Here is a 24,816-nt window from a genome sequence, read left to right on the forward strand (position 1 = left end):
ACGTACCGGGGGCGTAATGCGGCGGGTGCGTGGGCGTAACACAGGCGTCGCATGCTCGGGGGCATGCTCACCGTCACCACCCCCACGCACTGTCCGTACTGCTCCCTGCAGTGCGGGATGAACCTGCGACCCGCCGGGCAGGGCGCCGGGCAAGGCGTCGAGGTGGTGGAGCGCGCGGACTTCCCCGTGAACCGGGGGGCCCTGTGCGGTAAGGGACGTACCGCGCCCGCGGTGCTCTCCTCCCAGGCCAGGCTGGCCGGGCCGCTGGTCCGACGCCCCGCCACAGGCAGGCTCGAGCCGGCCACCTGGGAGGAGGCTCTGCGTGCCGTCGCCGACGGGCTGCGCGGCACCAGGGAGCGTCACGGGGCCGACGCCGTCGGGGTCTTCGGGGGCGGCGGGCTCACCAACGAGAAGGCGTACGCGCTCGGCAAGTTCGCCCGCCTAGTCCTCGGGACCTCGCAGATCGACTACAACGGCCGCTTCTGCATGTCCTCCGCCGCCGCGGCGCACCAGCGGGCCTTCGGGCTGGACCGGGGGCTCCCCTTCCCCCTGGAGGACATCCCGCGCACCGGTTGCGTGGTCCTCGTCGGGTCGAACCTCGCCGAGACGATGCCGCCGGCCCTCCGCTACCTCACCGAACTGAAGGAGAACGGCGGCCGCCTCATCGTTGTCGACCCGCGCCGCACCCGTACCGCCGAGCAGGCCGACCTGCACCTGGCCCCCCGCCCCGGCACCGATCTCGCGCTCGCGCTCGGGCTGCTGCACCTGGTCGTGGCCGAGGGCCGCACGGACGAGGACTTCATCCGGGAGCGTACGACCGGCTGGGCCGACGCCCGCTCCGCCGCGATGTCCCACTGGCCCGCGCTCGTGGAGCGCATCACCGGGGTGCCGGTGCCGCAGCTCCGGGAGGCCGTCGCGATGTTCTGCGACGCCGACAGCTCCATGGTCCTCACCGCCCGCGGGCCCGAGCAGCAGTCCAAGGGCACCGACACCGTCGGCGCCTGGATCAACCTGTGCCTGGCCACCGGCCGCGCCGGCCGGCCCCTGTCCGGTTACGGGTGCCTGACCGGGCAGGGCAACGGGCAGGGCGGCCGCGAGCACGGCCAGAAGGCCGACCAGCTGCCCGGCTACCGCAAGCTCGACGACCCCGCCGCCCGCGCCCACGTCGCCGGCGTTTGGGGCGTCGACCCCGACAGCCTCCCCGGTCCCGGCCGCAGCGCCTACGAACTCCTCGACGCGCTCGGCACCGACATCAAGGCCCTCCTCCTCATGGGGTCCAACCCCGTCGTCTCCGCGCCGCGCGCCGCGCACATCCAGGAGCGGCTCGAATCCCTCGACTTCCTCGCCGTCGCCGATGTGGTGCTGTCGGAGACCGCCGCGCTCGCCGACGTCGTCCTGCCCGTCACCCAGTGGGCCGAGGAGACCGGCACCCTCACCAACCTCGAAGGCCGCGTCATCCTCCGGCAGCGGGCGATCGACCCCCCGGAGGGCGTACGCAGTGATCTGGAGGTCATGAACGCCCTCGCCGAGCTGCTCGGCTGGGAGAAGGGCTTCCCCACCGACCCCGAGGAGGTCTTCGAGGAGCTGCGCCGCGCCTCGGCCGGCGGCCCCGCCGACTACGCGGGCATCAGCTACCGCCGCATCGCCGAGGAGGACGGGGTCTTCTGGCCCTGCCCCGAGCCCGCGCACCCCGGCACGCCGCGCCTCTTCCTGGAGCGGTTCGCCACCCCGGACGGGCGGGCCCGCTTCGTACCCGTCACGCACCGCCCGGCCGGTGAGGAGACGGACGACGAGTATCCGGTGGTGCTGACGACCGGGCGTGTGGTCTCGCAGTACCAGTCGGGCGCCCAGACCCGGCGGGTCGCGGAGCTGAACGCCGCCGCACCCGGCCCGTTCGTGGAACTGCACCCCCGGCTGGCCGAGCGGCTGGGCGTCGCCGAGGGCGAGCCGGTGGCCGTCGTGTCGCGGCGCGGGCGGGCGGTGGCCCCGGCCCGCATCACCACCGGCATCCGGCCGGACACGGTCTTCATGCCGTTCCACTGGGCGGGCGAGGGCCGGGCCAACACCCTCACCAACCCCGCCCTCGACCCGACCTCCCGCATGCCGGAGTTCAAGGTGTGCGCGGTACGTCTCGAAGCGGCGGCCGGCCCTCCGTCCGCGGCCGCCCCTCCGTCCGCGGCCGGCCCTGCGACCCCGGCCAGCAGCCCTGCGCCCCCGGACGGTCCTGCCACCCCGAACCGTCCTGTGTCCGCCGCCGGCTGAGCCAGTCGCCGCCCGCGATCGGCGGGCCGAGCCGCGCCGCCGGCGCCGCGACGTACACCCACGCCCGCACCGTCCGCCCGTCCCGCGTCCGCCGTACGTCACAGAGCTCGCGCTCGTACAGGTTCAGCGGGTGGCCGGGGCCCAGGTACCCCTCCAGGCCGTCCAGTACGGAGAGGAGGGCGCCGTACTCGCCGGGCGCCGCGCTGATCAGCTCGCCCGCGACCTCACCCCGCCCTTCGGCACGCGCCAGGTAGGGGTAGCCGGGGCCGTCGTACAGGAGCGCGCCGGGCAGCCGGGCCGGCTCCTCCGCCGCCGTACGGCCGCGCAGGAACAGGTCGTGGTTGTACTCGCCCGGCCGCAGCGTCCCGTACACGAAGAACGGCAGCTCGTTCCTCGTCATCGCGCCGACGTCTCCTGCCGCAGCCACGCCAGGTAGCCCGTGCTGCCCTGGACCACCGGCATGGCGATGATCTCGGGCGTCTCGTAGTCGTGCGCCGCGACGAGGTGCGCCTCCAGCGCGTCGTAGGACGCCTCCGTCGTCTTGAAGAGCACCTGCCACTCCTGGCTGGTCTCGATGGCGTTCTTCCAGTGGTAGACGGAGGTGACCGGGCCGGAGATCTGCGCGCAGGCGGCGAGCCGCGCCTCCACCGCGCCTCGGGCCAGTTCCTCGGCCTTCTCGGCGCTGTCGGTCGTGGTGAGCACGGTCAGGGCCAGGGTCACGGTCGTCTCTCCTCCACGGTGGTCATACGGCGGCGGCGAACTGCGCCGCGTACAGCCGAGCGTACGCACCCCCGGACGCGAGGAGCTCCTCGTGCGTGCCCTGCTCCACGATGCGGCCCGCCTCCATCACCAGGATCACGTCCGCGTCCCGGATGGTGGAGAGCCGGTGCGCGATCACGAACGACGTCCGGCCCGCCCGCAGCGACGCCATCGCGCGCTGGATGAGGAGCTCGGTGCGGGTGTCGACGGAGCTGGTGGCCTCGTCGAGGACGAGGATGGACGGCTCGGTGAGGAACGCCCGGGCGATGGTGAGGAGCTGCTTCTCGCCGGCGCTGAGGTTCGCACCCTCCTCGTCGACGACGGTGTCGTAGCCGTCGGGCAGGGTCCGGATGAAGCGGTCCGCGTGCGTGGCCATGGCCGCCTCGACGATCCGCTCGCGTGGCACCTCGCCCGGCACGCCGTACGCGATGTTGTCGGCGATCGTGCCGCCGAAGAGCCACGTGTCCTGGAGCACCATGCCGATACCGGACCGCAGTTCGCGCCGGGACGTCGTCGATACGTCGACACCGTCGAGCAGGATGCGGCCCGCGGTCGTCTCGTAGAAGCGCATGAGCAGGTTGACGAGCGTGGTCTTCCCGGCGCCGGTCGGGCCGACGATGGCGACGGTCTGGCCGGGCTCGACGGTCAGCGACAGGTCCTCGATGAGCGGCTTGCCCGGCTCGTACCGGAAGGCGACCTTCTCGAAGGAGACCCTCCCGGCCTTGCCGCGCTCGCGGGTGGGGGCCGCCGGCGCCGGGGTGCTCACCTCGTCCTCGCGCTCCTCCTCCGCGTCCAGCAGGTCGAAGACCCGCTCGGCCGACGCCACCCCGGACTGGAGGAGGTTGGCCATGGCCGCGACCTGCGAGATCGGGCCGTTGAACTCGTACGAGTACTGGACGAAGGCCTGTACGTCGCCGATCGACAGCGTCCCGGACGCCACGCGCAGTCCGCCGACGACCGCGATGAGGACGTAGTTGAGGTTGCCGACGAAGGCGGTGGCGGGCTGGATGAGCCCCGACATGAACTGGGCGCGGAAGCTCGACGCGTACAGCTGCTCGCCGAGCTCGTCGAAGGCCTCGACGGCCTGCCGTTTGCGGCCGAAGAGCAGCACCTCGGCGTGGCCGGTGTACGCCTCCTCGACGTGGGCGTTGAGCTTGCCGGTGACGGCCCACTGGCGGACGAACTGCGGCTGGGCGCGCTTGCCGATGAGGGTGGCGACCACCACGGAGACGGGAACGGTCGCGAGTGCGATGAGCGCGAGCAGGGGCGAGATCCAGAACATCATCGCCAGCACGCCGACGAGGGTGAGCAGCGCGCGCACCATCTGGCTGAAGGCCTGCTGCATGGTCTGGGTGATGTTGTCGATGTCGTTGGTGGCCCGGCTGAGGATCTCGCCGCGCGGCTGCTTGTCGAAGTACGCGAGCGGCAGCCGCGCCAGCTTCGCCTGAGCCAGCTCGCGCAGCCGGTGGCCGGTCCGCTGGACGGCGGTCATGGCGAGGCGCATCTGCACCCAGGTGAGGGCGGAGGAGGCGGCGATGACGCCGACGGCGAGGGCGAGGACCTCGCCCACGGCCCGGAAGTCCACGCCGGCGGGACTCGCCGCGCCGGCCACGACCAGGTCGGTGGCGTAACCCAGGATCCTGGGCGCCGTGACGGCGAGCGCGACGGCGGCGGTGCCGGCGGCGAGGACCCCGAGGACGAGGCGGCGCTCGGGGGCGAGGGTGCGCAGCAGCCGGAGCCCGGAGCGGCGGAAGTCCAGCGAGCGTTCGAGGGACGGCGTGGCCACCATGCCGGGCCCCCGCTGGACGACGGGGCCCCGCCGCTCGGGTGCGGCCCGCACCTCGTGGCCGCCTTGGCCGGCTCTGCCGGCCCGGTCGACTCTTCCACCCTGTCCGACGCTGCCGGGTTGGCCGCCCGGCGCCCGGTGCGCGGCACGCCCCTCGGGCGTCGGCTTCTCCTCCGCGTTCACGCGGCTTCCTCCTCGGTCAGCTGGGAGAGCACGATCTCCCGGTACGTGTGGTTGTCCCGCAGCAGCACCTCATGGGTGCCGGCGCCGACGACGCGGCCCTCGTCGAGGACGACGATCCGGTCGGCGTCGCGGATGGTCGACACCCGCTGGGCCACGATCACCACCGTCGCGTCCGCCGTCTCGGCCGCCAGCGCCGCCCGCAGCCGCGCGTCCGTGGCGTAGTCCAGCGCCGAGAACGAGTCGTCGAAGAGGTAGACGGCCGGCCGGGTGACGAGCACGCGGGCGATGGCGAGGCGCTGGCGCTGTCCGCCGGAGAGGTTGGTGCCACCCTGGGAGACCGGGGCGTCCAGCCCTTCCCCCAGCTCCCGTACGAAGTCGGCGGCCTGCGCGACCTCCAGCGCGTGCCACAGCTCTTCGTCCGTCGCGTCCGGATCGCCGTACCGCAGGTTCGTCGCGATCGTGCCCGAGAAGAGGTACGGCTTCTGCGGTACGAGCCCGACCGTCCGCGCCAGCGCCTCGGGCTCCAGGTCGCGGACGTCGACGCCGCCGACGCGGACTTCGCCGCCGGTCGCGTCGAAGAGCCGGGGCACCAGGTTGAGCAGGGTGCTCTTGCCGCTGCCGGTGGAGCCGATGACGGCGGTGGTACGGCCCGGCCGGGCGACCAGGTCCACGCCGCGCAGCACCGGTTCCTCGGCGCCCGGGTAGCTGAAGTCGGCCGCGCGGATGTCGAGATGGGCGGGGCCGCGCAGCGCGTGGACGGGTGCGAGGGGCGGGGCGACGGACGGGGCGGTGGCGAGCACCTCCTGGATGCGTTCGGCGCTGACCTCGGCGCGTGGCAGCTGCATCATCAGGAACATCGTCATCATCACGGCCATCAGGATCTGCATCAGGTAGCCGAGGAAGGCGATCAGCGAACCCGCCTGCAGCGAGCCGGAGTCGAGCCGCAGCCCGCCGAACCAGATGACGGCCACGGTGGCCGCCTCCCAGACCAGCAGCACCGTCGGGAACATCAGCGCCATGAGCCGCCCGGCGCGCAGCGCGACGTTCATCAGCTCCGCGTTGGCGCCGGCGAAGCGGTACTGCTCGTGCCGGTCGCGGACGAAGGCGCGGATGACGCGGATGCCGGTGATCTGCTCGCGCAACACCCGGTTCACCGTGTCCAGCCGCTCCTGCAGGGTGCGGAACAGCGGCGGCAGGCGGCGGACGATGAGCCCGACGGAGCCGCCGAGCAGCGGTACGAAGAGGAGCAGGAGCAGCGCGAGCGGTACGTCCTGGCCGACGGCCAGCGCGATGCCGCCGAGGGACATCAGGGGCGCGGCGACGAGCAGGGTGAGGGCGAGGACGGTGAAGGTCTGCACCTGCGTGACGTCGTTGGTGGTGCGGGTGATCAGGGACGAGGCGCCGAAGCGCCCCATCTCCCGTACGGAGAAGTCCTGTACGCGGCGGAAGACGGCGGACCGCAGGTCGCGGCCGACGCCCATGGCGATGCGGGCGGCGCAGTACACGGCGGCGGCCGCGGCCGCGACCTGGAGCAGGGTGACGGCGAGCATGACCCCGCCGGTGGACAGGATGCGGTCGGTCTCGCCGCGCAGGACGCCGTTGTTGACGATGTCGGCGTTGAGGGTGGGCAGGTAGAGGGTGGCGAGGGACTGGGTCAGCTGGAGGAGGACGAGCAGCGCGATCGTCCGCCGGTACGGGCGCAGACGGGCGCGCAGCAGTCGGGTCAGCACCATGGGGGCGCGCCTCAGCCGGCGTAGGGGCGGACGGACTTGGCGTCGCGCAGGGCGTGGGCCCACCAGGCGAGCTGGTCGAGCATCGTCTTCGCGGCGGCGTCGGGGCCGGTGGGGTCCTTGTGCCGGCCGGTCTCGTCGAAGTGGCCGTGGGCGTTGTGGAAGGAGACGGTGTCGCGGATCGTGACGGCGTGCATCTCGGCGAAGACCTGGCGCAGTTGCTCGACGGCGCGCAGGCCGCCGGACATGCCGCCGTAGGAGATGAAGCCGACGGGCTTGGCCTGCCACTCGGTGAAGTGCCAGTCGATGAGGCTCTTGAGGGCGGCGGGGAAGGAGTGGTTGTACTCGGGGGTGAGGACGACGAACGCGTCGGCGTCGGCGAGCTTGGGGCTGACCTCGGCGAGTGCGGCGCGGGCCGCCGGGCCGGGTTCGCGGGAGAGGGCGGTGGGCAGGTCGGTGGCGGCGAGGTCGACGACATCGACGGTGAAGTCGTCGCGCTCGGCGGTCCGGGAAAGGAACCAGTCGGCGATGACGGGCCCGAAGCGGCCCTCACGGTTGCTGGCGATGACGACGGCGAGCTTCAGCGGCGTGGCGTTGGTGATGTCCATGCCGAGGAGCCTCCTACCTCAACCAAACTTGAGGTCAAGCCCCTCTTTCGCCGGTCGGGGTCACCCGTTCGGTGCGCGCGGCGCGGGCCGCGCCTCCTGACCCCCCGGTACCGTCCCGACCTGCGGAAACGCCCGTACGAAGCCGGCGCGGCGACCGGTAATCGAGCGGTCATCGGCATGCGGGCGCGGGGGTCGCGGCCTTACCCATGGGACTAGGACACCGCCCCTCGCGCTCGGAGGACCCCTCATGCGCACCACCATCCGCCCGCTGACCGGTACCGTGCTGGCGGTCGCCTCGCTCGGCGGCATCGCCGTGGCCTCGCCGACCGCGTACGCCGGGGACCTCGGGCGGCTGGAGGTCTACCCGTCGAGCGCCGCACCGGGCCAGACCGTCACCGTCAACACCACCGCCTGCGGCAAGAACGGCAAGGGCGTCGGCGACGCGGGCTCCCTGGGCGCAGGCGAGTTCAAGCTGGAGCCCGGCACCCACCAAGAGGTGGTGATCGGGCAGTTCCGGGTGCCCGCGCACGCCAAGCCGGGCACGTACGCCATCAGCGCGGCGTGCCAGAACGGCAAGACGGCCACCGGCGACCTGACCGTCACGCACGCCGCCGGCGGCGGCACCAGCGGCACGGGCGGGACGACCGACGTCGGCGGCAAGGAGACCGGCGGCCACGCGCAGGAGCAGCCGCCGGTGCAGCTGCCGGAACAGCCGCGGGAGCAGGCGCAGGAACAGGGGCACGCCAGCGGCGCCGGCCACGTTCCGAGCGGACCCGTCAAGACCGGTGTCGGGGGCAGCGTCGGCCCCGACACCGCCCAGATCGCGGCGGGTGCGGCCGTCCTGGCCGCGGCCGCCGTCGGCGGGGTCTGGCTCCTGCGCCGCCGGGCGAGCGGCGCGCAGGGCCGCTGACCCGCCGCTCCGCTCCCCGCCCCCGCCGCGCGCGCCCCGAGGCCGCGGTGCGGGCGGGGAGCACCACGGGCACGCACGGCACAGGAGGCGGGAAAGCCCCATGAGCGCAGGCGGCAGCGGCAGCAGCAGCGGCGGCTGCAGCCATGGCTACGGCTCCGGCTCCGGCTACGGCAGCGGGAGCCGCAGCGGCAAGGGATGGGCGGTGGTGATCGCCGCCGTCGTCGGCGTGTGGCTCGTCCAGAACGGCTCCGCCGACGTCACGCCGCCCGCGCCCTCCGCCGCCGAAGCCTTCGCCGCCGGCGGCCCGCACCAGCACACCGAGGCCGCCGGCCCCCTGCCGCCCTCCCCACCCGTCCGCGTCCGCATCCCCGACATCGACGTCGACGCGCCCGTCATGCGCCTGGGCCTCGCCCCCGACCGCAGCCTGGAGGTCCCGCCCGTCGGCGACCCGAACATCGCCGGCTGGTTCCAGCACGGCACCCCGCCCGGGGCCATCGGCACCGCGATCATCGCCGGTCACGTCGACAACGCCGACGGCCCCGCCGTCTTCTACGCCCTCGGGGCGCTCAGGAAGGGCCACCGCGTCGAGGTCACCCGCCTCGACGGCCGCACCGCCGTCTTCGCGGTCGACGCGGTCGAGGTGTACGACAACGACGACTTCCCCGACCACAAGGTCTACGGCGCCGCCCACCGCGCCGAACTCCGCCTGATCACCTGCGGGGGCGAGTTCGACGCGAGGACCGGCTACCAGGGCAACGTGGTCGCGTACGCGCACCTCATCGGTCGTAGGTGAGGAAGAAGGCGCCGCTCTCCAGTGCGGTGTGGTCGGTGAGCTTCCAGCCCCGCGGGTCGAACGCGGTGTCGCGGGAGAACAGCGGGATGCCGTTGCCGATGGTGAGGGGGCTGAGCTTGACGATCAGCCGGTCGATCTCGGGGTAGAGGGCACCGGCCAACCCCGCCCCGCCGATCAGCCAGATGTCCTTGCCGCCGCTCTCCTGCTTCAGCTCTCGGACCTTCGCGGCGGGGTCGCCGGCGACGAGTTCCACGGCCGGGGCCGGCACCTCGGTGAGGGTGGTGGAGAAGACGAGGTGGCGCAGGTGCGGGTAGGCGTCCGGGACTCCGGCCGCCAGGCCGATCTCGTAACTCTTGCGGCCTTCGAGGACGGTGTCGAAGTGCGTGCCCTCGGCCGTGATGCCCAGCGCCTCGCGGGCCGGGCCGGGGAGGGTCTCGGGGTAGGTGGCGGACATGTGCTGGATGTAGTCCGGCGTGATCGGCCAGAAACCGTCGGGGCCCGTGGGGTCGGTACCGTCGGGGCCGGCGATGAAGCCGTCGAGGGTGGAGGCGATGTAGTAGACGAGCTTGCGCATGGAGACCCTTCGTGGAGCGGACGTCGGTGGATTGGATGGCGCTGAAACGGAAGCCGACGAAGCAGATGCCGACGGAGGAGACGGCGGTGGGGGCAAACGGCGGCGGGGAGCAAACGGCGGCGGCGGGGCCCGGGGCGGCAGGAGGCGGTTCGGTCAGCCGTGCAGGTGCAGGGCCCAGGCCGTGCAGCCGAAGGCCGCGGTGTGCAGGACGGCTCGTACGGTGTTCCACCTGACCCACGCCTCCTCGAACGCGGCGCGGGCGGCGGCGAGTCGGTCGTGGTCGGTGGCGAGGGCGGCCACCTTGTCGAGTGCCTCGTTGAGGGGGACGTTCTGCGTCCCGGTGACGAAGAACGCGGCGGCGTACAGCACGAGCGCCGCGATGACCCAGAGGCGGACGGCGCCTGCGTTCGGCCCGCCCCCGGCGAGGAAGGCCGCGAGGATCAGCAGGGGCAGCGGCAGCAGGAAGGGGATCAGGAACCAGGCGTTGATGATGGCCCGGTTGATGTTCTGCATGACCTGGACGAACGCGTGGTCGTCCGAGCGCGCCAGACCGGGCATCACGGCGTAGGCGAAAGCCGCGAACAGCCCTGCCATCAGCCCGGCCGCGAGCGTGGACGTCGTCAGGGCGACGGTCTGGAGCACTCTCATACGCCACCTTCTTCGGTCGCCGCGGCCCACTCCACGAACTGGACGACCACGCCGTTGGGGTCGGTGATCTGGAAGAGCCGCTCGCCCCACGGCTCTTCGCGCAACGGCATGGTGATCTCGACGCCCTCGGCCCGGAGCCTGGCCTCCTCCTCCGCGATGCCACCGTCAAGGGTGAACGCGAGGATCAGCCCGCCGGCGTGCCGGTCGCGCTGGTCGGCGGGCAGGACCTCGGTGCCGCGGCGCAGCAGGACGACGTCGGCCGCGGCGTCGGGGCGGCCGAGCGAGGCGAAGCCGTCGGCGGCCATCCGCTCCTCGTATCCGAGGTGTGCGGTGAAGAAGGCAGAGGATGCGGCGACGTCGTCGACGGTGAGCGAGACGGTGGATGCGGTGATCTGCACGGGGGTCCTTTGCTCGAAGCGGACGGAGGAGCGAGCCGCGCCCCCGTCACCCGCAAAATTGCGACGGACGTAAACTTAGATCAGCCGCATGCGGCACGTCAACATAAATTTGCTACGGAAGTAAATTTACCTCCGGCGTCCTGCTCAGTACCACTGATCGAACGCGAGCTTGGCCACCAACGAGAAGACGACGACCAGCAGCACCCCGCGCACGAAGCCCGCGCCCTTGCTGAGCGCCGTCCGCGCGCCCAGCATGCCGCCCGCCAGGTTGAACACCGCCATGACGGCGGCCAGCCGCCACAGCACGTTCCCCTGGTACGCGAACATCGCCAGCGCGCCCGCGTTGGTGCACACGTTGACGATCTTCGCGGTCGCGGACGCGGTCACCAGGTCCAGATGGAGCACGGCGGTGAGCGCCAGCACCAGGAACGTCCCCGTCCCCGGACCGAACAGCCCGTCGTAGAAGCCGATCCCGCCGCCGACGAGCACGATCGCCGTCACGACGCGGGCGCGGGTCACCGGGCCCCTGTCCCCGACGGTCCCGAACGACGGCCGCAGCATCACGAACGCCGCCACCCCCAGCAGCACCACCATGATCACCGGCCGCAGGGCCTCGTCGTCGATCCCGTCGGCGAAGAACGCCCCGCCCATGGAGCCGGCGAGGGCCGCCAGCCCGACCCGTACCGCCGTCCGCACCGACACCCGCACCGGCGCCCGGCGGACGTACGTCACGGCCGCACCCGTCGTGCCGACGATGGCCACCGCCTTGTTGGTACCGAGGACCTGGGGGGCCGGCACGTGCGGGACTCCGAGGAGCAGCGCGGGCAGGAGCAGCAGACCGCCACCACCCACCACGGCGTCGATCCAGCCCGCCACGAGAGCGGCCGCACAGAGGAAGACCAGGGTGGTCAGCGATATGTCGGGCATGACCATGACCCTAGGGGACGGGATAGGTGCCCCGTCCATGAATGCGTGAGACTTGAGGTACCTCTGAGGTCACCCACTCTCCCCCACCTCCCTCACCGCCCCCGCCCCCACCCGCTGAGGTCAGCTTTCCGCGCGCGAAACAAACGGGATGCGGCCGGGAAACACCGCCGACGCACGCTGCTGAGCATGAGTTCACGGATCGTGGTGGTCGGCGGAGGCACGGCGGGCGCACGCCTCGCCGAGCGGCTGCCCGTCACCCTGCTCGGCGAGGAGCCGCACCCCCCGTACAACAGGGTGCTGCTCGCGGACGTCCTCGCCGGGCGGTACGGGCCCGAGGTCATCACCCTGCCCGCGGCGCGCGAGGAGGGGGCGCGGCACGAGGTGCGGGTGACCGCCGTCGACCGCGCCGCGCGGGTGGTGCACTGCGCGGGCGGCGAGGCGTTCGCGTACGACCGGCTGGTGCTGGCCACCGGCTCGAACCCGGTGCTCCCGCCGCTGCGCGGCCTCGGCGGCGACCGGCTGCCTTCCGGGGTGCACGCCTTCCGCACCCTCGACGACTGCATGGCGCTGGACGCGGTGGTCGGCCCCGGGGCCCGGGCGGTGGTGATCGGCGGCGGCCTGCTGGGCGTGTCGGCGGCCCGCGCGCTGGCCGCCCGGGGCGCCGAGGTGGTGCTGGCCCAGCAGGGCGAGCACCTGATGGAGCGCCAGCTGGACGCGGAGGCCGCGCGGCTGCTGCGCCGTCATCTGGAGGCCGACCTGGGCGTGGAGGTCCACACCGAGTGCCGCGTCCGCGGCCTGCGGTGCGAGGACGGCGCCGTCGAGGCCGTCGAACTCGCCGACGGCTTCGTGCTCGACGCGGACGTCGTCGTCATCGCCTGCGGCGTACGGCCGCGCGTCGGGCTCGCCCTGGAGGCGGGGCTCGACGTCCGGCGCGGCATCGTCGTGGACGACCAGCTGCGCACCTCCGACCCGTACATCCACGCCGTCGGGGACTGCGCCGAGCACGACGGCCGGCTCTACGGCCTGGCCGGCGCCGCGCTGGAGCAGGCCGACGTCCTCGCGGACGTCCTCCTGCACGGCACCGGCGCCTACCGCGGCACCCGCGCGCTGACCCGGCTCAGCATGGACGCCCTCGAACTGGCGGCGTTCGGCGAGGCGACGCCGCTGCCCGGTGACGACACCGTGCGGCTGGCCGACGCGACCAGCGGCGCGTACCGGAAGGTCGTCGTCCGCGGCGACCGGCTCGTCGGCGGGGTCCTGCTCGGCGATCTCGGCGCGGTCGGGGCGCTCGCCCGGGCCTGGGAGGGCGATGAGGCCCTGCCGGAAGCGCCCCTGCTCCACCTGCTCACCCATGACGGAGGCTCATAACATGGCCCACCAGCCCACCATCGTCCTCATCGGCCACGGCATGGTCGGCCAGCGCTTCCTGGAGGCCCTCGCCGAGCGGGGCGTCACCGAGCGGGCCCGGATCGTCGTCTTCTGCGAGGAGCCGCGCCCCGCGTACGACCGGGTCCGGCTCACCTCGTACTTCGACGGCAGGACGCCCGACGACCTCTCCATGGTCGAGGACGGCTTCATGGCGCGGCACGGCATCGAGCTGCACCTGGACGACCCGGCCGAGACCGTCGACCGCGAGGCGCGCACGGTCACCTCCCGCGCCGGCCGCGTGATCGCGTACGACACGCTCGTCCTGGCGACGGGCTCGTACCCCTTCGTGCCGCCCGTTCCGGGCAAGGACGCGACCGGCTGCTTCGTCTACCGCACGATCGAGGACCTCCTCGCCATCGAGGAGTACGCGAAGACGGCGCGGACCGGCGCGGTGGTCGGCGGCGGGCTGCTCGGTCTGGAGGCGGCGGGCGCGCTCAAGGGCCTGGGCCTGGAGACGCACATCGTGGAGTTCGCGCCGCGCCTGATGCCGGTGCAGGTGGACGAGGGCGGCGGTGCGGCCCTGCTGCGCACCATCGAGAACATGGGCCTCATCGTCCACACCGGAACCGGTACGCAGGAGGTCCTCACGGAGGACGGCTCGGTGACCGGCATGGCGCTGTCGGACGGCTCCACGATCGGCACCGACCTGGTGGTCTTCTCGGCGGGCGTACGCCCCCGGGACCAGCTGGCACGCGACTGCGGCCTGGCGGTCGGCGAGCGCGGCGGCATCGCCGTCGACGAGCGGTGCCGTACGTCGGACCCGGCGGTGTACGCGATCGGCGAGTGCGCCCTCGCGGCCGACGGCCGGGTGTACGGGCTGGTGGCACCCGGCTACGAGATGGCGCTGACGGCGGCCGCCACGATCGCCGACGAGCAGGGCCCGGCGTTCACCGGCGCCGACACCTCCACCAAGCTGAAGCTGCTCGGCGTGGACGTGGCCTCCTTCGGCGACGCGCACGGCACGGCCGAGGGCTGCCTCGACGTCGTGTACTCCGACTCGCGCGCCGGCGTCTACAAGAAGCTCGTCGTGGACGCGGACGGCGTGCTCCTCGGCGGCGTGCTCGTCGGCGACGCCGAGTCGTACGGCATGCTGCGGCCGATGACCGGCACCAAGCCGCCCGTCGCGCCCGAGCAGCTGGTGCTGCCGGCGGGCGCGGGGGCGCCGGTGACGCTCGGCCCGTCCGCCCTCCCCGACGACGCGATCATCTGCTCCTGCCACAACGTCACCAAGGGCGCCATCTGTGCCTGTTCCTCGCTGCCCGAGGTGAAGAAGTGCACCAAGGCGGGCACGGGCTGCGGCAGCTGCGTGAAGGTGATCCAGCAGCTGCTGCCGAAGCCCGCCGACAGCGGTATGTGCGGCTGCTTCTCCTACACCCGCAGCGAGCTGTTCGAGATCGTCCGGACCATGCGCTTCACGTCGTACGGGCAGCTCCTCGACTCGCACGGGCGGGAGGAGGCGCGCGGCGGCGAGGGCTGCGAGATCTGCAAGCCGGCCGTCGCGTCGATCCTGGCGAGCCTGCACAACGAGTACATCCTCGACGGCGAGCGGGCCGCGCTCCAGGACACCAACGACCACTTCCTGGCGAACATGCAGCGCAACGGCTCGTACTCGATCGTGCCGCGCATCCCGGGCGGGGAGATCACCCCCGAGAAGCTGATCGTGATCGGCGAGGTGGCCCGCGACTTCGGCCTCTACACCAAAATCACGGGCGGTCAGCGGATCGACCTGTTCGGCGCCCGGGTCGACCAGCTGCCGGCGATCTGGGCGCGGCTGGTGGACGCGGGCTTCGAGTCGGGGCACGCGTACGGCAAGTCGCTGCGCACGGTGAAGTCGTGCGTGGGCCAGACCTGGTGCCGCTACGGCGTGCAGGACTCCGTGAAGATGGCCATCGACCTGGAGCTGCGCTACCGGGGCCTGCGCGCCCCGCACAAGCTCAAGTCCGCCGTCTCCGGCTGCGCGCGCGAGTGCGCCGAGGCCCAGTCGAAGGACTTCGGCGTGATCGCCACCGCCAACGGCTGGAACCTGTACGTCGGCGGCAACGGCGGCGCCACGCCCCGCCACGCGGACCTGCTCGCCCAGGACCTGTCGGACGCGGAGCTGATCCGGCTGATCGACCGGTTCCTGATGTTCTACATCCGCACCGCCGACCGGCTGGAGCGCACCGCGACCTGGCTGGAGCGGCTGGAGGGCGGCCTCGACCACCTCCGCGACGTGATCGTGCACGACAGGCTCGGCCTCTGCGACGAGCTGGAGGCGCAGATGGCCGCGCACGTCGCGAGCTACCACGACGAGTGGGCCGAGACCCTGAACGACCCCGAGCGGCTGCGCCGGTTCGTCTCCTTCGTCAACGCCCCGGACGCGCCGGACCCGTCGGTGAAGTTCGTACCGGAGCGCGGCCAGATCAAGCCCGACCTGACGATCCTGACGCTGGAACCCCTGGAAGGAGCTTCCGCCCGATGATGCTCGAACTCTCCTACGACGACGCCTGGCTGCCGATCTGCGAGGCCTCGGCGCTGACCCCGGGGCGCGGCATGGCGGCGCTGCTGCCCGACGGACGCCAGGTGGCGCTGTTCCAGGACCGGGCGGGCCGCTGGTACGCGATCGACAACCGCGACCCCTTCACCGGCGCCCAGGTGCTGGCGCGCGGGCTCCTCGGCTCGGCGGGCGGGCGGCCGTTCGTGGCGTCGCCGCTGCTGAAGCAGCGCTTCGACCTGGAGACGGGGCGGTGCCTGGACGACGAGGAGGTCGCGGTGGCCGTCTTCCCGGTGCGTACGCGGGAACTGGCCCCGGTTTCTTGACCGTACGTTCCAGTTTGATCTAGGGTCCTGTCCGTGGCCAGGACCAAGGAATTCGATCCGGACGCCGCGCTCCAGGCAGCCCTCGAGCTGTTCTGGGAGCGCGGCTACGAGGCGACGTCGATGGCGGACCTCGTGGACCGCCTCGGCATCGGCCGCGCCAGCATCTACGCGACCTTCGGCAACAAGCACGAGCTGTACCTGAAGGTCATGGACCGGTACGCCGAGACCCGCGAGCCGAACCTGATGGACGAGCTGTCCCGGCCTGGTCCGGCCCTTCCGGCCGTACGGGCGGTGGTGCGGCGGTTCGCCGCCGAGGCGTCCTCGGGTGACCAACGGCTCACCGGCTGCCTGTTCACCAACACGGCGGCCGAGATGGCGCCGCACGACCCGGCGATGGCCCGCCGGGTGGAGATCGGCTGGGAGCACATCGAGACGATGCTGCACTCCGCGCTGGCCCGGGCGCGGGCCCAGGGGGAGCTGGCGGCCGACCGCGATCCGCGTGCGCTGGCCCGGATGCTGCTGGTGCTGATGCAGGGTCTGCGCGTCGTGGGCAAGGCGTCCGGTGATCCCGCACGGGTGCGCGACGCGGCCGAGCAGGCCCTGACGCTGCTGGACTGACCACACACCGACCACAACGCACGGACCACAACACACGGACCACAACGGCTCGACGAGGGGTGCTCGAGGCACGGGCACCCCTCCTTTCCGCCCTCAAATTGGAACGTTCGGTCAAAAATTAATGGAGGGGACGATCATGTCCGCACGCTTCACCGGCACCACCGCCCTCGTCACCGGCGCGGGCTCCGGCCTCGGCCGGGCCATCGCGCTCGCCTTCGCCGCCGAGGGCGCCTCGGTCGCCGTGGCCGGGCGCACCGCCGCGACCCTCGACGAGACCGTCGCCCTGATCGAGAAGGAGGGCGGCACGGCGGCCGCCTTCACCGCCGACGTGAGCCGCGCCGACGACGTACGCACCCTGGTGCGGCGTACCGTCGAGCGCTTCGGCGGGCTGGACGTGGCGGTCAACAACGCCGCCGTGCTGCGCGGCGAGGGCAACCCGGTCGGCGACCTCGACCCGGCGGACTGGCAGGCGATGCTCGACATCAACGTCACCGGAGTGCTGTACGCGCTCCAGGCCGAGATCGCCCACATGCGGGCGAACGGCGGCGGGGCGATCGTCAATGTCGGCTCGACCCTGGGCGCGCACGTCCGCCTGTCCGGCATGGGCGGGTACGCGGCCGGCAAGGCGGCGGTCACCGCGCTGACCCGCGCCGCCGCCCTGGACCACATCGGGGACGGCATCCGGATCAACCTGGTCAGCCCCGGCGCCTCGGACGCCCCGATGTCCCTGCTGCCGGGCGAGACGCACGAGGAGCGCGCGGCCAGGTTCACCACGCCGCTCGGCCGGCTGACATCCGCCGAGGAGGTCGCCGCGGCGGTGCTGTACCTGGCCTCACCGGACGCGGGATCGACGGTCGGCACCGATCTGGTCGTGGACGGCGGCGCGGCGGCGTAACGGACCGACCCGCGTCTCAGCCCTGGACGGCCGACGGGTCCATCCACATGACCTCCCACAGGTGGTGGTCGGGGTCCTGGAAGGAGCGGCCGTACATCATGCCGTAGTCCTGGGGGTCGTTGGCCGGGGAGCCACCGGCCGCCAGGGCGGCGTCGGCCAGCTCGTCCACCTTCTCCCGGCTGTCGGCGCTCAGCGCGATGATCGCCTCCGTCGACGTCCGCGCGTCGGCGATCTCCTTCTTCGTGAAGTCCTTGAAGCGCTGCTCGGTGAGGAGCATCGCGAAGATGGTGTCGCTGAACACCAGGCAGGCGGCGTTCTCGTCGGTGAACTGCTCGTTGAAGGAGTAGCCGAGCTTGCCCCAGAAGGCCTTGGAGACCTCCAGGTCCTTGACGGGCAGGTTCACGAAGATCATCTGAGGCATGTCATCCATCCGTTCGGTGCGGTTGCCGTGCGGCGTTTGGCGTGGCGCCGTGTGCTGTCGAAGGGGTAGACCCGGCACTCCTCGGAAACTCATCGCTCCCTCGGAACACCTCTCGAAAAAAATCTCCCTCACCTTGCGGGCCCGCGCACCCCCACCTAGCGTCGGCCTCATGAGCCCCGCGAGCTCCCCGGGCCGGCGGATCACACAGAAGCTGTCGGGCGACGCCCTGGCCGCCGCCACCGGCAAGGACTGGGACGGCTGGTTCACCCTGCTCGACGCCTGGGGCGCCGCGACCGGGCGCTCCCACACCGAGATCGCCCGCCACCTCGTCGAGGCGTACGGGGTGCCGGGCTGGCACGCCCAGTCGATCACCGTCGGGTACGAGCAGGAGCGGGGCCTGCGGGAGGTCGGCCAGTCCAGCACGGGCGACTGGCAGGTGTCCGTCAGCAAGACGGTGGGCGTCCCGCCGGAGCAGGTCTCCGAGGCGTTCGCCGACCCGGAGCTGCGCCGGCGCTGGCTTCCGGACGTCCCGGAGGGGGACTTCGTGCTGCGGATGCACCGCCCGGGCCGGTCGCTGACCGCCGACTGGGGCGGCGCGACGAGCCGTGTCGCGGTCCGCCTGACCCCGAAGGGCGAGGGCGGGACGCAGATCGGCCTGGGCCACACGAAGCTGCCGGACGCGGACGCGGTCGCCGCGTACAGGAGCTTCTGGCGGGAGCGGCTGGCGGAGCTGAAGCGACTCCTGGAGAGCTGAGGCCGGGCGACACCGGTCGAGCCCCACCGCGCCCCCCGACCAACTCCGACCACCTCCGACCGACTTCGATCGAGTGCGCACAAGCGGGACCGAGCTCGACCGTAAAAGGCCGGAAGTCGACCACCGGCTCGGCCGTCCGCCGCTTCCCCTTCACCGGTTGTTGATGCACCGTCAATGCAGGACCCATGCCGGAGTTCTAGGTTCCTCCAAGCGCGCGACCCCGCCGGCCGTCCGGCCGCGCGGCAGGCTCACACCCCCTCCTGGAGTGACAAGTGGAACGTCGCAGTTTCCTGCGCGGAGCGGTCATCGGCGGCTCGGCCGCCGCCTTCGGCTTCACCCTGATGCGCGGCGCGGCCTACGCGGCGCCCGCACAGCCGGGCCCGGGCCCGTACGGGGCGCTCGGCGCGGCGGACGCCAACGGCATCCGGCTGCCCAGCGGCTTCACCAGCCGGGTGATAGCCCGCTCCGGCCAGAAGGTCGGCTCCACCTCGTACACCTGGCACAACGCGCCCGACGGCGGCGCCTGTTTCGCCGACGGCACGGGCTGGATCTACGTCTCCAACTCCGAGATCTCCTCCACGGGCGGCGCGAGCGCGATCAAGTTCTCCGCGACCGGCGCCATCACCGGCGCGTACCGCATCCTCTCCAACACCAACCGCAACTGCGCGGGCGGCGCGACGCCGTGGAACACCTGGCTGTCCTGCGAGGAGGTGGACACGGGGTACGTCTACGAGACCGACCCCTGGGGCGTGAAGGCGGCCGTCCGCCACCCCGCCATGGGCCGCTTCAACCACGAGGCCGCGGCCGCCGACCCGGTCCGCAGGGTGATCTACCTGACCGAGGACAAGTCGGACGGCTGCTTCTACCGCTTCATCCCCTCCACCTGGGGCAACCTGTCCTCCGGCACCCTCCAGGTGCTGGTGGCGTCCACGGCCACCTCCGGCTCCTTCACCTGGCAGAACGTCCCCGACCCGGACGGCTCCCCCACCGCCACCCGCAGCCAGGTGTCCGGCGCGAAGAAGTTCAACGGCGGCGAGGGCTGCTACTACGCCAACGACACCGTCTGGTTCACCACCAAGGGCGACAACCGCCTGTGGCAGCTGAACCTCACCACCAACACCTACGAGCTGGCCTACGACGACTCGCTCGTCAGCAGCGGCACCGCCCCGCTGACCGGCGTGGACAACGTCACCGGCGCGTCCTCCGGCGACCTGTACATCGCGGAGGACGGCGGCTCGATGGACATCTGCGTCGTCACGCCGGACGACGTCGTGGCGCCGTTCCTGCGCATCGAGGGCCAGTCCGGTTCGGAGATCTGCGGGCCGGCCTTCTCGCCGGACGGCAAGCGGCTGTACTTCTCCAGCCAGCGCGGTACGACGGGCAGCTCGTCGGGCGGCATCACCTACGAGGTGACGGGCCCGTTCCGGGCGTAACTCCGCCGCCGCTGCTGATGCGGGATCCGGCCGTACTGGGCGCCGCCGTGCAGGAGGGCGGCGCCCAGGGGTGTCAGTGTGTGCAGGACGGAGCTGCCCTGGCGCAGCGTGACCACCAGGCCCGCCTCGCGGAGCACGCCCGCGTGCTGGCTGGCGGAGGCGAGCGACACCCCGGCCCGGCGGGCCAGTTCGCTGGTCGTGCCGCCGTGGCCGATGGCCTTGAGGACGGCGGAGCGGGTGTGCCCGACGAGCCGGCCGAGTGAGGACGACGCGGCGCCGCCGCCGGCCGGCTCGCCGGCCGCCGGGGCGTCGGAGTGCGTCACCGGGTACACCAGCACGGGCGGCAGCTCCGGGTCGCGGTAGACGACCGGGGTGCCTCGGCAGAAGAACGACGGCTGCAGCAGCAGCCCCCGCCCGTCGAGGTGCAGGTCCCGGTCGACCGGGTAGTCCGCCTCCAGCACGGGCGAGCGCCAGCGCAGCGTCGGCGGCAGGGAGGCCAGCAGCTCGTCGGCGCCGCCGTCGAGCAGCGCCCGGCCGCGCACGGCGCGGTCGGCCTCCACGCGGGACTGGATGTACGTCCAGTAGGGCTCGATGGCCGCGCGGTGGTAGCCGCGCAGCGCCCCCAGCAGCCGGCTGAACGGCTCGGGACGGCCCTCCCGGAGTCCGGCGGCCCAACCGGGCAGCGGCGCCGCGCCGGGCCGTGAGGCGGCGAGCAGGGCCAGCTCGGTGCCGATCCGGGTGGGCGGGGTCTCCCGTACGGCCTCCAGAGCCGTGTCGAGGCCGCCGAGCCCCTCGGGGGGCGTCAGGAAGTCCGGGAAATAGCCCCGCTGCGGGACGAGTGCCCCCAGCAACCGTGTTTCACCGTTCAACCGCGTGCGGGTTTCCGAGCGCCATTCTCCGTAGACGAGGGCACCGCGCCGGTCCCGCAATCGGTGAAAGCTGAGGACGGTTTCCCACAACACATCCGGCCGGGCCGCCATCCGAACCCCGGCAAGGTCGGCCCCGGTGAAATGTATACGCAGCACTGAACCCCCACCTGTTGCATCCGCAATCACCCCCCACCACTGAGTATGCACGCCATCACAGGACGTCACCACGGCATTTCAGCCACAGTTGAAACGCATCGCGGAGGCAGGGTGTAAACCGAAAAGCTGTACGGCGTCGGACGGGAAACCGTCAGGACCGAGGTGACGTGGTGAAGACCGTGGGGGGCTTCTCGCGTCCGGCGGCGGTCCTGACAGGTTGCGGCTCTCCTGTCCGGCAGGGGTAATGGGGCGCGGTCGGCGGGTGGGGATCCGGTGGCCGCGCTCCGCCCATTGTTTGCGGGGCGAATGGCGCAATTCGAGCGGGCACCTGAAGTCCGCTCTTCAACAGCCCGGAATTCAACCGCCCGTAACGCCACGGGAATGCACATCGGCACCTGAACGAAATACCCGGACGAAATACGACGGGGCGGACACCTCCGCACAAGGTGTCCGCCCCGTCTCTCTTGCAACCCGGAGCCGCCGCCGATCGGTGAGGGTCGGGGACCAACGGCGGCTCCGGTGACTCGGAGCCCGACCGTCCGGGCCGGGCGGGGCCAGGGGACGGTCGGACAGGACCCGGCCTCAGCGGCCGGGCGAGGCCCGGCGTCAGGGCCGGGCACGGCTCGGCTCAGCGGCCGGGCACGGCTCGGCTCAGCGGCCGGGCACGGCTGGGCGTCAGCGGCTGTCGCTGCCCGACGACTGCGCTGCCGCGCGGCCCGCCTCCAGGCGCGCCACCGGGATCCGGAAGGGCGAGCAGGAGACGTAGTCGAGACCCACCTCGTGGAAGAAGTGCACCGACTCGGGGTCGCCGCCGTGCTCACCGCAGACACCGAGCTTGATGTCGGGGCGGGTGGCGCGGCCGGACTCGACCGCGCTGCGCACGAGCGCGCCGACGCCGTCCTTGTCGATGGTCTCGAACGGGCTGACGCCGAAGATGCCCTTCTCCAGGTACGCCGTGAAGAAGCTCGCCTCCACGTCGTCGCGGGAGAAGCCCCACACGGTCTGGGTGAGGTCGTTCGTACCGAAGGAGAAGAACTCCGCGCACTCGGCGATCTGACCGGCGGTCACCGCGGCGCGCGGCAGCTCGATCATCGTGCCGAGCGCGAGCTTCAGCTCGACGCCGGTCTGGGCCTGCACCTCGGCGATGACCTGCTCGGCCTCGTCGCGGACGAGCTCCAGCTCCTGCACGGTGCCGACGAGCGGGATCATGATCTCCGCGCGCGGGTCGCCCTTCGCCTCGATGCGCTGGGCCGCGGCCTCGGCGATGGCCCGCACCTGCATGGTGAACAGGCCGGGGATGACCAGGCCGAGGCGTACGCCGCGCAGGCCCAGCATCGGGTTCTGCTCGTGCAGCCGGTGCACGGCCTGGAGCAGGCGCAGCTCGTTCTCGTGCGGCTCCTTGCGGGCCTCGGCGAGGGCGACGCGCACCGACAGCTCGGTGATGTCGGGCAGGAACTCGTGCAGCGGCGGGTCGAGGAGGCGGACCGTGACCGGCAGGCCGTCCATCGCCTCGAACAGCTCGACGAAGTCCTGCTTCTGCAGCGGCAGCAGGGCCTTGAGGGCGTCCTCGCGCTCGGCGTCCGTGTCGGCGAGGATCAGGCGCTCGACGTACTCGCGGCGCTCACCGAGGAACATGTGCTCGGTGCGGCACAGGCCGATGCCCTGCGCGCCGAAGCGGCGGGCGCGCAGCGCGTCCTCGGCGTTGTCGGCGTTGGCGCGTACGCGCAGCCGGCGTACTCGGTCCGCGTACGCCATGATCCGGTGCACGGCCTGGACCAGCTCGTCGGCGTCGTCGGCGCCCGCGTGCATGCGGCCCTCGAAGTACTCGACGACCGGCGACGGCACGACCGGGACCTCACCGAGGTACACCTTGCCGGTGGAGCCGTCGATGGAGACGACGTCGCCCTCCTCGACCACGTGCCCGCCGGGCACGGTCATGCGGCGGCGCTTGGTGTCGACCTCGAGCTCCTCGGCGCCGCAGACACAGGTCTTGCCCATGCCGCGGGCGACGACGGCCGCGTGGGAGGTCTTGCCGCCGCGCGAGGTGAGGATGCCCTCGGCGGCGATCATGCCGTCCAGGTCATCCGGGTTGGTCTCACGGCGGATGAGGATGACCTTCTCGCCGGACCGGGACCACTTGACGGCGGTGTACGAGTCGAAGACGGCCTTGCCGACGGCCGCGCCCGGGGAGGCGGCGATGCCGCGGCCGACCTGCTGCACCTCGGCCTTCTCGTCGAAGCGCGGGAACATCAGCTGCGCGAGCTGGGCGCCGTTGACGCGCTGAAGCGCCTCGGCCTCGTCGATGAGGCCCTGGTCGACGAGCTGCGTCGCGATGCGGAAGGCGGCACCGGCGGTGCGCTTGCCGACACGGGTCTGGAGCATCCACAGCTGGCCGCGCTCGATGGTGAACTCGATGTCGCAGAGATCCTTGTAGTGGTTCTCCAGCGTCTCCATGATCTGCATCAGCTGGTCGTACGACTTCTTGTCGATCGACTCGAGGTCGGCCAGCGGCACGGTGTTGCGGATACCGGCGACGACGTCCTCGCCCTGGGCGTTCTGGAGGTAGTCGCCGTAGACGCCCTGGTGGCCGGAGGCGGGGTCGCGGGTGAAGGCGACACCGGTGCCGGAGTCGGGGCCGAGGTTGCCGAAGACCATGGAGCAGACGTTGACCGCGGTGCCGAGGTCGTGCGGGATGCGCTCCTGGCGGCGGTACAGCTTCGCGCGGTCGCCGTTCCAGGAGTCGAAGACGGCCTTGATGGCGAGGTCCATCTGCTCACGCGGGTCCTGCGGGAAGTCGCGCCCGGCCTCGGCCTTGACGATCTTCTTGAACTGCTTGACCAGCTTCTTCAGGTCGCCCGCGTCGAGGTCGGTGTCGACGGTGATCTTCTTGGCGGCCTTGGCCTCTTCGAGGGCTTCCTCGAAGAGCTCGCCGTCCACGCCGAGGACGGTCTTGCCGAACATCTGGATCAGACGGCGGTACGAGTCCCACGCGAAGCGCTCGTCGCCGGCCTGCTTGGCGAGGCCCTCGACGGACTTGTCTGAGAGTCCGATGTTGAGGACGGTGTCCATCATGCCGGGCATCGAGAACTTCGCGCCGGAGCGGACCGAGACGAGGAGGGGGTTGTCGGCCTGGCCGAGCTTCTTGCCCATCTTCTTCTCGAGCGCGTCGAGGTGCGCGGTGACCTCGTCCCTCAGCTCGACCGGCTCGTCGCCGCTCTCGAGGTACACCTTGCAGGCCTCGGTGGTGATGGTGAAGCCCGGAGGGACGGGGAGACCAAGGTTGGTCATCTCGGCGAGGTTGGCACCTTTTCCGCCGAGCAGGTCCTTGAGGTCCTTGTTGCCCTCGGTGAAGTCGTACACGAACTTCTGATCTTTGATTTCCGACACGGGTCTCGACTCCTCGAGGACTCGGTGGCTGCCCTGACGGCGAGGAACATACCCAGATCGAAGGCTTCTGGGTACGTCCACTTACCCGTCATGCGGCCTTAACCACCCGTCCGCCAGCAGATCGCAGGCAACTCGCCAGTAACGAGGTGAGGGGTTAATCCTTCAACACCTGAATGCCGGTTGACCAAAACCTGGGCTTAAGTGCTCACATGAGCGAGTCGTGTGCCAAATGAGTTCAACTCTTGAACACAAGAAGGATGGCACTGGGTGCCACCCTTTGAAAAGTACAGTCGCTGCGCATGCGCTCATCTGAGCGCAACCCCTATCAGGGGTGGCGAGAATCACGCGCGCTGATCACCGAAAATTCCAGCATCCGGACCGTGGTGGGGCGGGTGGAGGCGCGTTCCCCGCGCAGGCACTTCCCTCCGCAGGCGCTTCCCCGCGTACTCGACGGCGCCGGCACGGATGGCGCGGGGGC

Annotated in this window: 21 protein-coding genes and 1 pseudogene; 10 read left to right on the top strand and 12 right to left on the bottom strand. The window is 71.9% G+C overall.

Features of this window, described 5'->3' with window-relative positions:
* The first annotated feature begins 63 nt into the window (after positions 1 to 63).
* Positions 64 to 2,262, top strand: coding sequence for a molybdopterin oxidoreductase family protein (locus tag ACZ42X_RS28620; RefSeq protein WP_468295826.1), 2,199 nt, complete (start codon positions 64 to 66; stop codon positions 2,260 to 2,262).
* Here ACZ42X_RS28620 and ACZ42X_RS28625 read toward each other — a convergent pair.
* The 5 genes and pseudogenes from ACZ42X_RS28625 to ACZ42X_RS28645 form a co-directional block, all read right to left on the bottom strand.
* A pseudogene (locus tag ACZ42X_RS28625) lies at positions 2,252 to 2,662 on the bottom strand (gamma-glutamylcyclotransferase family protein); the annotation flags it as partial. The gene ACZ42X_RS28620 and the pseudogene ACZ42X_RS28625 overlap by 11 nt on opposite strands.
* Positions 2,659 to 2,982, bottom strand: a complete 324-nt coding sequence (gene cutA / locus ACZ42X_RS28630) for a divalent-cation tolerance protein CutA (protein WP_468295829.1) — start codon at positions 2,980 to 2,982, stop codon at positions 2,659 to 2,661. The pseudogene ACZ42X_RS28625 and the gene cutA, both read right to left, overlap by 4 nt.
* Positions 2,983 to 3,004: 22 nt before the next feature.
* Entirely contained in the window at positions 3,005 to 4,810 is a 1,806-nt protein-coding gene (locus ACZ42X_RS28635; RefSeq protein WP_468295967.1) for an ABC transporter ATP-binding protein, read from the bottom strand.
* Positions 4,811 to 4,986: 176 nt separating this feature from the next.
* Entirely contained in the window at positions 4,987 to 6,720 is a 1,734-nt protein-coding gene (locus ACZ42X_RS28640; RefSeq protein WP_468295970.1) for an ABC transporter ATP-binding protein, read from the bottom strand.
* A 14-nt stretch (positions 6,721 to 6,734) separates the two neighbouring features.
* Positions 6,735 to 7,328: an NADPH-dependent FMN reductase gene (locus ACZ42X_RS28645; protein ID WP_468295832.1), complete on the bottom strand. Its 594-nt coding sequence runs from the start codon at positions 7,326 to 7,328 to the stop codon at positions 6,735 to 6,737.
* Between the two features lie 247 nt (positions 7,329 to 7,575).
* Between ACZ42X_RS28645 and ACZ42X_RS28650 the strand changes: the two genes are divergently transcribed.
* Together ACZ42X_RS28650 and ACZ42X_RS28655 are read left to right on the top strand one after the other, a co-directional pair.
* Positions 7,576 to 8,238 carry a hypothetical protein gene (locus ACZ42X_RS28650; protein ID WP_468295834.1) on the top strand — a complete coding sequence of 221 codons (663 nt, stop codon included), beginning with the start codon at positions 7,576 to 7,578 and terminating at the stop codon, positions 8,236 to 8,238.
* A gap of 100 nt (positions 8,239 to 8,338) precedes the next feature.
* The gene (locus tag ACZ42X_RS28655) at positions 8,339 to 9,031 is read left to right on the top strand and encodes a class F sortase (protein WP_468295837.1); all 693 of its coding nucleotides are present in this window, start codon (positions 8,339 to 8,341) and stop codon (positions 9,029 to 9,031) included.
* Here ACZ42X_RS28655 and ACZ42X_RS28660 read toward each other — a convergent pair.
* From ACZ42X_RS28660 to ACZ42X_RS28675, 4 genes are all read right to left on the bottom strand, one after another.
* Positions 9,015 to 9,605, bottom strand: coding sequence for a dihydrofolate reductase family protein (locus ACZ42X_RS28660; protein WP_468295840.1), 591 nt, complete (start codon positions 9,603 to 9,605; stop codon positions 9,015 to 9,017). The two genes, ACZ42X_RS28655 and ACZ42X_RS28660, sit on opposite strands and share 17 nt — an antisense overlap.
* Before the next feature lie 153 nt (positions 9,606 to 9,758).
* Complete coding sequence (locus ACZ42X_RS28665; RefSeq protein WP_468295843.1) at positions 9,759 to 10,253, bottom strand: anthrone oxygenase family protein; 495 nt, start codon at positions 10,251 to 10,253, stop codon at positions 9,759 to 9,761.
* On the bottom strand, positions 10,250 to 10,651 hold the full coding sequence (locus ACZ42X_RS28670; RefSeq protein WP_468295846.1) for a VOC family protein: 402 nt from the start codon (positions 10,649 to 10,651) through the stop codon (positions 10,250 to 10,252). The genes ACZ42X_RS28665 and ACZ42X_RS28670 overlap by 4 nt, the downstream gene beginning before the upstream one ends.
* A 144-nt stretch (positions 10,652 to 10,795) precedes the next feature.
* Positions 10,796 to 11,578, bottom strand: coding sequence for a sulfite exporter TauE/SafE family protein (locus ACZ42X_RS28675; protein ID WP_468295848.1), 783 nt, complete (start codon positions 11,576 to 11,578; stop codon positions 10,796 to 10,798).
* A gap of 186 nt (positions 11,579 to 11,764) precedes the next feature.
* On the opposite strand from ACZ42X_RS28675, the gene ACZ42X_RS28680 reads away from it, so the two are divergent.
* The 5 genes from ACZ42X_RS28680 to ACZ42X_RS28700 all read left to right on the top strand — a co-directional run bounded on the left by ACZ42X_RS28680 (position 11,765) and on the right by ACZ42X_RS28700 (position 17,318).
* Positions 11,765 to 12,946 (top strand): NAD(P)/FAD-dependent oxidoreductase, encoded by a 1,182-nt coding sequence (locus tag ACZ42X_RS28680; protein WP_468295850.1) that lies wholly within the window; start codon positions 11,765 to 11,767, stop codon positions 12,944 to 12,946.
* 1 nt (position 12,947) lies between these two features.
* Positions 12,948 to 15,467 (top strand): nitrite reductase large subunit NirB, encoded by a 2,520-nt coding sequence (gene nirB / locus ACZ42X_RS28685; protein ID WP_468295852.1) that lies wholly within the window; start codon positions 12,948 to 12,950, stop codon positions 15,465 to 15,467.
* On the top strand, positions 15,464 to 15,805 hold the full coding sequence (gene nirD / locus ACZ42X_RS28690) for a nitrite reductase small subunit NirD (RefSeq protein ID WP_468295855.1): 342 nt from the start codon (positions 15,464 to 15,466) through the stop codon (positions 15,803 to 15,805). Before nirB ends, nirD begins: the two co-directional genes overlap by 4 nt.
* A gap of 33 nt (positions 15,806 to 15,838) precedes the next feature.
* A complete protein-coding gene (locus ACZ42X_RS28695; protein WP_468295857.1) occupies positions 15,839 to 16,423 on the top strand; it encodes a TetR/AcrR family transcriptional regulator in 585 nt (194 codons plus the stop codon).
* 136 nt (positions 16,424 to 16,559) lie between these two features.
* Positions 16,560 to 17,318: an SDR family NAD(P)-dependent oxidoreductase gene (locus tag ACZ42X_RS28700; protein WP_468295860.1), complete on the top strand. Its 759-nt coding sequence runs from the start codon at positions 16,560 to 16,562 to the stop codon at positions 17,316 to 17,318.
* Positions 17,319 to 17,334: 16 nt separating this feature from the next.
* Here the strand turns inward: ACZ42X_RS28700 and ACZ42X_RS28705 are convergent, their stop codons facing one another.
* A complete protein-coding gene (locus ACZ42X_RS28705) occupies positions 17,335 to 17,739 on the bottom strand; it encodes a VOC family protein (RefSeq protein WP_361413796.1) in 405 nt (134 codons plus the stop codon).
* A 169-nt stretch (positions 17,740 to 17,908) separates the two neighbouring features.
* On the opposite strand from ACZ42X_RS28705, the gene ACZ42X_RS28710 reads away from it, so the two are divergent.
* Together ACZ42X_RS28710 and ACZ42X_RS28715 are read left to right on the top strand one after the other, a co-directional pair.
* A complete protein-coding gene (locus ACZ42X_RS28710) occupies positions 17,909 to 18,493 on the top strand; it encodes an SRPBCC family protein (RefSeq protein WP_468295863.1) in 585 nt (194 codons plus the stop codon).
* 272 nt (positions 18,494 to 18,765) lie between these two features.
* On the top strand, positions 18,766 to 19,926 hold the full coding sequence (locus tag ACZ42X_RS28715) for an alkaline phosphatase PhoX (RefSeq protein ID WP_468295865.1): 1,161 nt from the start codon (positions 18,766 to 18,768) through the stop codon (positions 19,924 to 19,926).
* Here the strand turns inward: ACZ42X_RS28715 and ACZ42X_RS28720 are convergent.
* Together ACZ42X_RS28720 and ppdK are read right to left on the bottom strand one after the other, a co-directional pair.
* On the bottom strand, positions 19,896 to 20,951 hold the full coding sequence (locus ACZ42X_RS28720) for an ArsR/SmtB family transcription factor (protein ID WP_468295868.1): 1,056 nt from the start codon (positions 20,949 to 20,951) through the stop codon (positions 19,896 to 19,898). The two genes, ACZ42X_RS28715 and ACZ42X_RS28720, sit on opposite strands and share 31 nt — an antisense overlap.
* A 675-nt stretch (positions 20,952 to 21,626) precedes the next feature.
* Positions 21,627 to 24,338 carry a pyruvate, phosphate dikinase gene (gene ppdK, locus ACZ42X_RS28725; RefSeq protein ID WP_468295870.1) on the bottom strand — a complete coding sequence of 904 codons (2,712 nt, stop codon included), beginning with the start codon at positions 24,336 to 24,338 and terminating at the stop codon, positions 21,627 to 21,629.
* Positions 24,339 to 24,816: the final 478 nt, after the last annotated feature.

It is taken from the genome of Streptomyces sp. NPDC030862 (genome assembly GCF_055571835.1).

Excerpts from the sequence above, each read along its gene's own strand:
- nirD (WP_468295855.1), top strand. The coding sequence starts at position 15,464 with ATGATGCTCGAACTCTCCTACGACGACGCCTGGCTGCCGATCTGCGAG.
- ACZ42X_RS28620 (WP_468295826.1), top strand. The coding sequence starts at position 64 with ATGCTCACCGTCACCACCCCCACGCACTGTCCGTACTGCTCCCTGCAG.
- ACZ42X_RS28710 (WP_468295863.1), top strand. The coding sequence starts at position 17,909 with ATGAGCCCCGCGAGCTCCCCGGGCCGGCGGATCACACAGAAGCTGTCG.
- ACZ42X_RS28680 (WP_468295850.1), top strand. The coding sequence starts at position 11,765 with ATGAGTTCACGGATCGTGGTGGTCGGCGGAGGCACGGCGGGCGCACGC.
- ACZ42X_RS28675 (WP_468295848.1), bottom strand. The coding sequence starts at position 11,578 with ATGCCCGACATATCGCTGACCACCCTGGTCTTCCTCTGTGCGGCCGCT.
- ACZ42X_RS28645 (WP_468295832.1), bottom strand. The coding sequence starts at position 7,328 with ATGGACATCACCAACGCCACGCCGCTGAAGCTCGCCGTCGTCATCGCC.
- ACZ42X_RS28635 (WP_468295967.1), bottom strand. The coding sequence starts at position 4,810 with ATGGTGGCCACGCCGTCCCTCGAACGCTCGCTGGACTTCCGCCGCTCC.
- ACZ42X_RS28650 (WP_468295834.1), top strand. The coding sequence starts at position 7,576 with ATGCGCACCACCATCCGCCCGCTGACCGGTACCGTGCTGGCGGTCGCC.
- nirB (WP_468295852.1), top strand. The coding sequence starts at position 12,948 with ATGGCCCACCAGCCCACCATCGTCCTCATCGGCCACGGCATGGTCGGC.
- ACZ42X_RS28705 (WP_361413796.1), bottom strand. The coding sequence starts at position 17,739 with ATGCCTCAGATGATCTTCGTGAACCTGCCCGTCAAGGACCTGGAGGTC.
- ACZ42X_RS28665 (WP_468295843.1), bottom strand. The coding sequence starts at position 10,253 with ATGAGAGTGCTCCAGACCGTCGCCCTGACGACGTCCACGCTCGCGGCC.
- ACZ42X_RS28660 (WP_468295840.1), bottom strand. The coding sequence starts at position 9,605 with ATGCGCAAGCTCGTCTACTACATCGCCTCCACCCTCGACGGCTTCATC.
- ACZ42X_RS28655 (WP_468295837.1), top strand. The coding sequence starts at position 8,339 with ATGAGCGCAGGCGGCAGCGGCAGCAGCAGCGGCGGCTGCAGCCATGGC.
- ACZ42X_RS28700 (WP_468295860.1), top strand. The coding sequence starts at position 16,560 with ATGTCCGCACGCTTCACCGGCACCACCGCCCTCGTCACCGGCGCGGGC.